The 10,132-nt window shown below is 69.3% G+C and carries 9 protein-coding genes; all 9 read right to left on the bottom strand.

All coding sequences use genetic code 11. From position 1 onward, the window contains the following. Window positions 1-945, bottom strand: a 945-nt coding sequence (locus tag VN419_RS12560; RefSeq protein WP_325647562.1) for a 4Fe-4S binding protein, incomplete at its 3' end; no start/stop codon positions are given. Between the two features lie 2 nt (window positions 946-947). After that, window positions 948-2,009, bottom strand: coding sequence for a DUF362 domain-containing protein (locus VN419_RS12555; RefSeq protein ID WP_325647561.1), 1,062 nt, complete (start codon window positions 2,007-2,009; stop codon window positions 948-950). After that, on the bottom strand, window positions 2,006-3,121 hold the full coding sequence (locus VN419_RS12550) for a DUF6599 family protein (RefSeq protein ID WP_325647560.1): 1,116 nt from the start codon (window positions 3,119-3,121) through the stop codon (window positions 2,006-2,008). Before VN419_RS12550 ends, VN419_RS12555 begins: the two co-directional genes overlap by 4 nt. A gap of 2 nt (window positions 3,122-3,123) precedes the next feature. Next, a complete protein-coding gene (locus VN419_RS12545; RefSeq protein ID WP_325647559.1) occupies window positions 3,124-3,816 on the bottom strand; it encodes a hypothetical protein in 693 nt (230 codons plus the stop codon). A gap of 260 nt (window positions 3,817-4,076) precedes the next feature. Then, a complete protein-coding gene (locus tag VN419_RS12540; RefSeq protein WP_325647558.1) occupies window positions 4,077-5,051 on the bottom strand; it encodes a hypothetical protein in 975 nt (324 codons plus the stop codon). Between the two features lie 6 nt (window positions 5,052-5,057). Further along, a complete protein-coding gene (gene panB / locus VN419_RS12535; protein WP_325647557.1) occupies window positions 5,058-5,915 on the bottom strand; it encodes a 3-methyl-2-oxobutanoate hydroxymethyltransferase in 858 nt (285 codons plus the stop codon). Window positions 5,916-6,077: 162 nt separating this feature from the next. Further along, window positions 6,078-7,412 (bottom strand): gephyrin-like molybdotransferase Glp, encoded by a 1,335-nt coding sequence (glp, locus tag VN419_RS12530; protein ID WP_325647556.1) that lies wholly within the window; start codon window positions 7,410-7,412, stop codon window positions 6,078-6,080. Then, window positions 7,405-8,106: a molybdopterin-guanine dinucleotide biosynthesis protein B gene (gene mobB, locus VN419_RS12525; RefSeq protein WP_325647555.1), complete on the bottom strand. Its 702-nt coding sequence runs from the start codon at window positions 8,104-8,106 to the stop codon at window positions 7,405-7,407. The genes glp and mobB overlap by 8 nt, the downstream gene beginning before the upstream one ends. A gap of 78 nt (window positions 8,107-8,184) precedes the next feature. Continuing rightward, entirely contained in the window at window positions 8,185-9,927 is a 1,743-nt protein-coding gene (locus VN419_RS12520; RefSeq protein WP_325647554.1) for a phosphoenolpyruvate carboxykinase, read from the bottom strand. Window positions 9,928-10,132 lie beyond the last annotated feature (205 nt).

Below are 10,132 nucleotides of genomic sequence, written 5' to 3'. Positions count from 1 at the left end.
GGCCCCGGCCGCGAGCGACACCACGAAGCCCCGGCGCGTGGGCTCGGGCAGGTGCTCCTCGCCCCCGGCGGAAGGCGCGGCGGCGAAGGTCATGCGGCTTTGCGGGCAGGAGTCCAGGCAGTTCATGCACATCAGGCATTCGTTGGTCTTGAGGACGCCCGAGGGACTGCACGCGCCCTCGCAGTAGCTGTCGCACAGGGTGCAGTTGCCGCACTCGCCGTGGGCGTTGTCGTCCTTTTTGCCCATGCGCCAGGGCGCGAAGCGGTTCAAGAGGCCGAAGAGCGCGCCAAGGGGGCAGACATAGCGGCAGAAGAAGCGCGGCCGCAGGAGGTTCAGGCCGAGGATGGCCGCGAACACGGCGAACAGCAGCCAGACCGAGGCATAGTGCCGGGGCTTGGAAAACAGCACCTGGAAGCCCGCGTCGGCCACCGGGGCCAGGGTCAGGTTCACGGAGCGGAACAGCAGCGGCAGGGGGTCCAGCAGGCCGCTCTGCAAACTGCCGAAGCAGGCTGCGGCCAGCAGAAAGGCCAGCACGTAATACTTGGCCGCCTGCCAGGGGCTGTGGCGGTTGTCGGCCAGTCTGGCGCGCAGGGCCTGGCCGCGCGCGCCGGGAACTTTCGCCGCCACGCGCCGGGCCAGCCAGCCGCAGGCCTGGTTCAGCGCGCCCAGCGGGCAGATGAAGCCGCAAAAGGCCCGGCCCAGGAAGGCCGTGAGCGCGATGACCGGCACCGCCCACAGCAGCGGCGCGTACCAGGTGTGCGTGGACAAAAGCGTGCCCAGCGCGGTCAGGGGCGAAAGGGACAGGATGAAGTTCACCGGCCAGCCGGAAAGCCGCCAGAACTCCCCGCCAAGGGTAGAGACCGCGCACAGCCAGAGCGTGACGAGCACGAAGAAAACCTGACTGGCGCGCCGGGCGTTGACGATGCGCAGGAGGGGTGCGGCCATGCCTATGCCCCCAGGTCCAGGAACTGCGGGTTCAGGGCCTTGTAGTCCATGCTGCCCGCCCCCGCGCCCTCGGCCAGGGCCAGGTACGGGGCCTCGGTCAGGGCGCGGCCCAGAAGCTCCATGCCGAAGGCGTCCGCCGCCACCGGGTCCGTGGACACGGCCAGCACGTGCGCGGCCTTGAGGTCCGACAGCGAACCGCCCGTGGGCCCGTTGGACATCATCACGGTGACGCCGTCCAACACGCACAGCGTGGGTTTGGTCAGCAGGGACAGCTCGGCGATGATGCCGTTGATGTCCTGGTGGAATACGTTTCTGCGCCCGCCCAGAAAGCCGTAGAGGTTCTTGAGACACATGGAGGCCCCGGCGCGGTGGTGGTCCTTCACCGGGGCCATGTTGATGAGCTTGGTGACGCCGGTGAGCGCCCCGGCCAGCGCGGGCCAGTCGCGGATGAGCCTGCCGCCCACGGCTCCGGTGGCGGGCACGCTGACGGGCCGGAACAGGTCCTCGCGCGGGAGGATGACCTTGGCCCCGCTCTTCTGCGCGGCCTCGGAAATGCCTGTCAGGGCGAAGCAGCTTTCCGGACTGTGGATAGGATTGTCCGTGAGGCTCACGGACGCGGCCCCGGCCTTGAGGCACAGTCCGGCCATGGCCGCCACCAGGTCCGGATGGGTGGTGGCCCCGAGGGTGGGCGAGGTGGCGAAGGCCGCGTTGACCTTCAGCAGCACGCGGTCGCCCGGCTTGATGAAGGCCTCCAGCCCGCCGATGGCCGTGAGCGCGCGGACGAGCATGGCCGCGCGGTCCACGGATGCGGCGGCGGGGTCGGCGCGCACGATGCCCATGCGGCCGGGCTTGCCGCGCAGGGCCTCGATGGAGAAGTCGCCCAGGCCCTTGGCCTCGGCCGTGTCCGGCTGGGCCTTGGGCCCGTGCGTGTCCAAAAGCGCGGCGGCCAGCCCGCCCCCGGCCAGGGCGAAGGCCGTGGCCCCGGCCGCGCGTTTCATGAAGTCGCGCCGTGTGAGTTCCGTCCCGGTGCGGGGCGTGCCGTCGGAATGTCCGGGCCTGCTCATTTGTCCAGCCCCCGCGCCTTGAGCGCCGCATCGAGCGGGTTTGCAAGTTTGAGGGCGCTGGCCAAGTCCGGGGCGTCGTGCACCCCGGCCAGGATGTTGCCGCGCACCAGCAGGATCTCCACGCTGCCTTCCATCACCAGCACCACGGACCCGGCGGGACTTCCGCCCGGCGTCTGCACGGCATAGCCGTTGTCGGTCAGGAAGCGCTGATAGGCCTGTGCGGTCTTTTTTGCTTCGGCCGCGTCGGGCCGGCGGGCGATGAAGGCCGTGCCGCCGCCCGCGCTCTGGTCGTATTCCGCCGTGTACACGTTGGCGAAACCCTGGAAGCCGAAGGTGTCGGCCACGGTAAGGCGCAGGCTGTCGGCCTTGAGCCCGGCCTTGGGGAAGAGGTCGCCCGGCTGGATTTCGCCAGCGCCAGGTTGCGCGCCCTTGCCCGGCTTGCCCTCCTCCCCGGCTCCGCCGCCCAGGCCCGCCAGCACGGCCTTGGCCAGGGCTTCCAGCGCGGGCTTGGCCCCGGCGCGGTCGGCGATGACCTCGATGTAGTCCGCGCCGTGGGTCAGAAACAGGGCGTTCTCCGTCAGGTAGCCGTTCTTGGCGAGCCCGCTTTGCGCCGCGCCGGGCCTGCGCTGGCCGCTGAACGCGGCAAAGGCGGCGTCCTGGGTCTTCATGCGGTAGATGTACACGTCGATGCGCGCGGTCCCCGCCTGATAGCTGCGACAGGCCATGCCCGCGAAGCCCGCGGCCAGGTACAGCTCGGCCTTGCCGTCGATCTTGTCCGACAGGGTGGCCGGGGTGAAGGCCTCGGCCTTGGCCAGGGGCTTCAAGCCGGGCGCGTCCTCGGGCAGCAGCCCGGCCAGGGTGGCGGGCTTGGCGCCGACAGGAACGTTGGGGTCTGCGGAGCTTTCAGCGGGAGCGGCTTCGGACGAGGCCGCTCCCGCGGCGCTCTGCCCGGCCTGAGCTTTGAGGGCCGGGGCGCGCAGGGCCACCTCCACCGCCGGGTTCAGGCGCGTGCGCCCGGAGAGCATCCAGGCCGCAAGGCCGCAGAGCACGGCCAGCACCGCCAGGGAGGCCAGGCGTTCGGCCCGGCTCACGCTCTGTTCGCGCCGCGCCATGGCTACTTGCCCGCGCGTCCGCTCGTTACAGGCCCACCCTTCAGGGCTTCGCCCTTGGTCAGATCGAACACCGGGGCCAGGCGGCCCTCGGCCTTCAAAATTTCTTCAAGATTCTTGCACACCAGCTCGCCGTTGACGGACAGGAAGCGCAGCTCCGCCGTCGGGGCCAGTCCGGATTGCACGGCCTTCTTCAGGTGCTCCTGGGCCTCGCCGTAATATCCGGCCGCCTTGCCGCCGTGAAACTGCCTGCGCCAGGCGAACCAAGCCTCGGGCGTACTGCCGGGGGAGGTGACGAACACCGCGTGGCTGACCGTGCCCGGGCAGTCTTCCTCAAGGGTCACGCTGAACTCGAAGGGCGGGATGTCCTTCAGGCCCTTCAGCCGCTCCACGCGGGTCTGCTCGCCCTTTTCGATGAGCCAAGCGGTCTTGCAGGCGCGGGTCTTGGCATAGGCCGAAACCGGGCCGTACACGGCCGTGGGCGCGTTTTCGTCCGCCGTGAAGTAGGCATTCAGCACCTCGGACGGCGGGGCGTAGGGGATGAGGTCGCCGGTCTGGCGCAGTTCCTGGGCTTGTTTGCTTGGGGCTTGCGTGCTTGCGGCCTGTTTGCCTGGGGCTTTGTCCGCCGCCAGAACAGGCGCGGCGCAGGCGCAGAAAAGGCACGCAGAAAGAAGGATCGCGGTGGCGCGGCAATGCATGTGGTCCCTCCGGGGTATGGGGTGGGGGACGGGATTGGTCAACAGTGCGAGAATAGGTGAAACACCCAGGAACGGTCAACAATGGACAGCGGTGATAGTATCCGCAAGGTGCCTGCCCGGAAAGCGTCCCGGCTCCTGGACCTGTGGCTCGCTTCTGGAGTTTTACTCCGGCGCGCGGCGGGAGGAAATATGCAATCCTCGCATTTTGTTGCCTGAAACTCTCGCAGGCGGGCCAGGCGTCATGACGAGAAGGCGCGCCCCTAGCCCCAGAGGGCGTAGGCCGCCAGCACCAGGGCGATGCTCGCCGCGCGCAGGGCCTGGTTGCTGATGATGAGGTTCAGCGCCAGCGCGGGCCGGAAGATGCCCGCGTAGTACGGGAACTGGTGGCGCACGGCGCGCACCGGGGAGGACAGGATGTTGCCCACGAGCAGGGCCAGCACCAGCTCCTTCACCGTGAGCCCGCCGGTCTGCACCAGCGCGCCCGCCGCGGCATAGCCCGCCGTCGTCTCCGCCGCCATGTGGAACACCACGATGCCCATGGCCTGGGGCGGCAACCAGGACAGGAAGCCCATGTGCTCGGCCATGTAGGCTTCCATGGCGTCGAACACGCCCCAGCGCTTGAGGAAGAAGAAGGCCACGTAGATGGGAATGGTGTAGAAGATCATGCGCGGCAGGCGCTTCTTGAAGCGCGCCCAGGTCTTCTTGAAGGCCGCCCGCCAGTCCCACTTGGGGTCCTCCGCCAGCAGGCAGGACACGCAGCCTTCCGGCAGGGGCGGCAGGGTCAGACGTCCCAAAAGCACGATGCCGAGCGTGCGCAGGAGCGCGGCCAGGACGGTGAGGCCCACGTAGAGCGCGGCGGCGGCCCCGATGAAGGGCGCGGCGATGAAGAACAGCGTGGGCAGGTGCAGAAAGTACGTGGGCAGGCTGTTGAAGAGATTGGAGAGCATCACCTCGCGTCTGGTGATCTCGCCGCGCTCGTAGGCCTCGGCCAGCATGGTGTTGGCCGCCGCGCCGGAGAAGAAGGCCAGGGAGAAGCTGGCCCCGGCCACGTCCTTGAGCCGCCCCAGGCGCACCAGAGGCTGGGCCACCTTGGCCACGGCGCGGGTCCAGTGCAGGGCCTCGATGAGCGTGCCCACAAAGAGCCCCACGCTGACGGACAACAGCAGGCGCGACAGGGGCACGGCCAGGCCGTGCCACAGGGCGGGAAGGGTCAGGGATTCGGCGACGGCCTGCATGCGGGCTTACGCGTCCCCGTATTCGGAAGCGGCGCGGAACTCGGCCAGCTCGGCCGGAGCCATGCGCCGGGTGTTGGCCTCGGCCGGGAAGGCGCCGGAGCGCACCTCGGCGCAGTAGGCGGCCAGGGCCGCGCGCGCCGGGGTCCAAAGGTCGGCGTACTGCTTGACGAAACCGGGCCGCAGGCCGGGGCACAGGCCCAGCACGTCGTGGAACACCAGCACTTGGCCGTCGCAGTCCGGCCCGGCCCCGATGCCGATGGTCGGGATGCCGATCTCGGCCGTGATACGCGCGGCCACCTCGGCCGGAACGGCCTCCAGCACGATGGCGAAGCACCCGGCCTCGGCCAGGGCGCGGGCGTCGGCCACCAGGACGCGGGCCGCGCGGGCGGTCTTGCCCTGGGCCTTGAACCCGCCGAAGCGCGCCACCTGCTGCGGCGTCAGGCCGATGTGGCCCATGACCGGAATGCCTGCGGCCAGCATGGCCCGGATGTGCGGGACGAACTCGGCCCCGCCTTCGAGCTTCACCGCGCGGGCCCCGGCCTCCTGCAAAAAGCGCCCGGCATTGGCCACGGCGTCGGAAATGGATGTCTGGTAGGAGAGGAAGGGCATGTCGGCCACCACGAGGGCGCTTTTGACCGCGCGGCACACGGCCTTGGTGTGGTGCAGCATGTCGGCCATGGTCACGCCGAGTGTGTCGGGCAGGCCCAGGCAGACCATGCCCAGGCTGTCGCCCACCAGGATCACGTCGGCCCCGGCTTCGTCGGCGAGCATGCCCGTGGGATAGTCATAGGCCGTGAGCACGGCGATTTTCCCTTCACCCTTGCGGGCCAGGATGTCCGGGGCGGTGCGCTGTTTCTGGGGCATGGCGTTCTCCTTACAGGGACCGGCGCACGGCGCGCGGGAGGGATTCCGCGCGCGGGCCGGGCCGTGGCGCTCATTAGAACCGGCCGCGCCGCCACGTCAAGCGGCGCGCCTTTTGTCACAAGGGGGCCTTTGGCCCGATTGAGGGAAAGTCCGCCGATGGCGCTACAGCGGCCAGACAGGGGCCAGCGCGCCCTTGTAGAGGCCCTCGGCCTCGGCGGGCACGGCGATGAGCCCGTCGGCCGCGAGCAGGGTCTTCAAAAGCCCGCTCTTGCCGAGCACGGGATGCGCCAGCGGCGGCAGGCCGGGCCGCGCCTCCAGGCGCACGCGCACGAAGTCCTCGCGTCCGGGCCGCCCGGCGATGTTGCGCGCCAGCTCGGCCACGAAGGGCGGCGGGGCGGCGGAAAGGACATCGGCGCAACCCGAGAGGTGCCGCAAGAACGGCGTCACCAGCACGGTCTGCACCACCTGGGCCGAGGTCACCTGGCCGGGCAGGCCGATGACGGCCTTGGCAACGCCGCCGGCACCGACGCGCGCCAGAATGGTGGGCTTGCCCGGGCTCATGGCCACGCCGTGGGCCAGGATCGAAGCGCCGGGCTGGGCCAGGATGGCGGCAACGGAATGGTCGCGCGCGCCGATGGAGCTGCCGCCGGACAAAAGCACCACGTCGCAGTCCGCCAGGGCCGCGGCCAGGGCGTCCGTCAGGCGCGGCAGGTCGTCGGGAACGATGCCGAGCGGCACGGGGAGCGCGCCCGCCTCGGCCACGAGGCAGGCGATGGCGCTGGAGTTCACGTCGCGGATCTGGCCGGGACGCGGCGTTTCGCTGGCGGGCACCAGCTCGTCGCCGGTGGACAAAATGCCCACGCGGGGCCGCCTGCCCACGCCGACCCGCGTGACGCCCAGCGCGGCCAAGAGGCCCACGTCCTGGGCGCGCAGCACGCGTCCGGCGGGCAGGGCCGCCTCGCCCTTTTTCACGTCCTCGCCGGGGAGCATGACGTTCTCGCCCGGGGCCACGCTCTTGCGCAGCTCGATGGTGCCCGCGCCGGGTTCACCTGCGCCTGGTCCTCCGGTCCCACTTTCGCCAGTCAGAAGATCGGTGTGCTCCACCATGATGACCGCGTCGGCCCCGTCCGGCAGGGTGCCGCCGGTGGGGATGCGCGCGCACTGGCCGTGCTTCAGCACCAGCGGCCCGCCTTCCGGCGCGGCGCTCCAGTCTATGCGCAGGTCGGCCACGCAGTCGGCATAGGCCGGATTGGTCTCGGTTGCGCCAAAGGCGCTGCGCGCGGCCAGGGCGTAGCCGTCCATGCTGGCACGGGCGGTCTGGGGCAGATCCTCCGGCGCGGGCAGGGTTTGCGCCAGCACGCGGCCCAGGGCTTCGGCCAGGGGCACGTCCTCAACGCCCAGGTGGGCAAAAGAAGCGAGAGCCGCGCAGAACTCCGCGCGGCTCACCACGTTCAAAAAGCCGTGCTTGTCCAGGGTCTTCACAGCGGGATCACTCAATGTGGATGTCCACCTTGCCGGGGATGTAGCCCTTGAGCTCGGAGAGCATGCCCAGGATGCCGCTTCTGAGGATGCGCTCCACAAAGGGGTTGAGCGGCAGGGGCTGGCCGCCCACGGTGATGCGGATGCTGTTGTTCATGGCCTTGCAGTCGGCCACGGTGGCCGTGCCGGCCACGATGTCCACGGCCAGGCCCCGGCAGTTCTCGCGTCCGCAGGCGCCGCAGTCGAGCCCGGGCAGCAGGAAGCCCGCCTTGGAGGCGATGCGCGCCAGGCCCGCCACGTCGCGCGTGGCCATGAGCTCGTCCAGGGCGTGGTCGCCGTAGGCCGCCAGGGCCAGCTCCGGGTCCAGCTCCCTGGCCGTGGCCTCGTCGCCCGCGATGATGATGCGCGGCATGAGGCCCATGGTCTTGCCGCCTTCCATGACGAGAAAGTCCGTGCTGACCAGGGGCAGCAGCTCGGCCAGGGGGCGCTCCGCCGGCCAGGACACGAAACTGCCGCCGGGCGAGAAGCCCATGACCATGTCGGCCCGGGTGCGGAAGCGGGCGGTGTCGGTCTCGGCCTTCTCGTCGAAGCCGTGGTGCGAGTGCTTGACCATGGTGACGGTGAGGCCCTGCTTTTTCAGGGCTTCGGCCAGCTCCATGGCCAGGGTGGTTTTGCCGGACTTCTTGAAGCCCACGACGGCGATGGCGCGCATGGCTGCTCCTTGTTCTGTGGGTTCGCTATTCTGTTCGCTATTTCGCTGTCTCTGGGGGAAGCTTCCCGTCTCGTCGGCCTAGTCCTCGCCGCCGCCCACGCCCAGGGCGCTGATGAGCGACAGCAGCAGGTCGGGCTTGTCGTGCAGATCGCTGGCCTGCAAAAACGCCATGCGCTGGCGGAAGCGCGAACGCACGGTGGAGCGGTAGGCCTCCTGATTCTCCACGCCCGAGGGATGGTACATGTCGTAGTAGCCGGGCAGGATGGCGTCCACGCTCTTCTTGGCCGGAATCTGCGCGCCGGGCAAAAGGTCCAGATCCTCCCACTGGAGTTCTTCCAGCAGCAGCGCGGTTTGCAGCCGCAGCGAGGTCTTGAGCGGGATGGCCTTCAGGTCCACGTCGGAGGACTTCCAGAACCCGCTGGAGTTGAAGCAGTAGCCCACCGCGCCCTGGTCGAAGACCTTGGCGAAGGCCTGCACGTCGCGCCACAGCTCGTATACGCGGAAGGGGTTGGCAAAGGGCACGAAGACCAGCTTCTGCAGCTCTTCCTCGGGCACGTTCTCGGCCCGGTTGCGGCGCGTCATGAGGCTTGCGCCCATGGCCACGGCCAGCTCCGGGCTCTTGAAGCGCATGAGCGGCGGCAGGCAGGAGTCCTTCATGAGCCAGCAGATGATGTTCGGGAAGTCGCAGCGGTTCACGTACGCGCCAAGCAGGTCGCGGTCGAAGAGCGCGCGGCCGTTGGAGTTGCGCAGATCCTGCCCCAGGGGCAGCACCTTGCCGTCCTTCTCGATGAGCCCGTGGTTCATGACGCTTATGATGTAGCGCCAGTCCCCGTGGCCGACGGGCCGGGCGTCGGTCTTGTCGAAGAGCGTGGGCTCCCACACGCGGCACACCTTCTGCTCGCAGTCGATCTGGAAGGCGTCGTCGTGCAGCACCACCTTCTGGAAGCCCTCGGGCAGGGTGCCGCCGTTGTCCGCGCTGTTGGTGTGCGAGCTTTTGCCCGTGCCGGAAAGGCCAAAGAAGGCGATGCTGCGCTTGCCCATCTTCTTGGCCGCCTTGTCGGCGCAGGCGCTGAAGTCCAGCTCCTTGATGCCGCCGTGGCAGGCGGCCATGCCGAGGCGCATGCCGCTGGTCCAGGCCAGGGTGAGCGTGCCCTTCTTGCGCTCGCCGAAGTAGCGCATGCCCAGGTTGAAGATGACGTTGGCCCCCTCATCCACCAGGGCCAGCTGCGGGCCGCCGTGGTTGTTGTAGAAGGGGTCCATGTTGCTCCACAAATTGTCGCCTATGACCAGGATGTCCTGGATGGGCAGCTTGGGGCTCTTCTCGTATTCCTCGGCCAGTTCGTCATAGGGGGTGAAGTTGGCCAGCCAGTTGAATATGTTCACCGCGTCGTCCACGCCGCCCACCAGGGTGGCCTTGATCATCAGGTCGCGGTCGAGGCCCAGGATGGCGTGGGCCTTGATGAGCGGACGCTTCTGGTAATCGAACATGGCCTCGCGCAGGTCGCCCAGCACCTTCTGCTGGTCCGAGGGCGACATGGCGTTGTAGAAGCGGCGGGCGTTGGCGCTGCGGCCCACGATGCGGCCGTGGCAGTTATTCAGCACGCGCGCGCCCTTGGGCAGGCCCAGGCGCTTTGCGGCCGCAGGGTACACGGGCATGTCCGTCAGGGAGACGTCGGACTGGGAGAGCGCCAGCTCGTAGGCCTCGGCGGCGGTCACGGCGCGCACGCGGCTGTCCAGGATCACAGTTTCGGCGATGGCGCGCAAAGGGGGCATCTTGGCCAGGTCGGGTCCGTAGAACTCGTAGCTGGTCTGGCTCGACATCCATTTCCTCCGAGGTGGTTTCCGGCTGTGCGCATGCCCTCCGCCACCCGATGCAGGCCGGGGGGTATCCTTGCGCAGACTCACACGATAGGCCAGAAACCGGGGGGCGGTCAACGGGGGGGGCCTCCGCCCAGCGTATGGCAGCGCCGCGCGCCGCGGAAGCGCAGGCGCGCTGCATGGCCAGGATGCCCGGAAGGATCATCTT

Origin of the sequence: Humidesulfovibrio sp. (genome assembly GCF_035560995.1) — a bacterium.
Lineage (GTDB): Bacteria > Desulfobacterota > Desulfovibrionia > Desulfovibrionales > Desulfovibrionaceae > Humidesulfovibrio.
The sequence above is the reverse complement of the archived record's forward strand: the minus strand, read 5'-3'. Positions and strand labels throughout refer to the sequence as shown.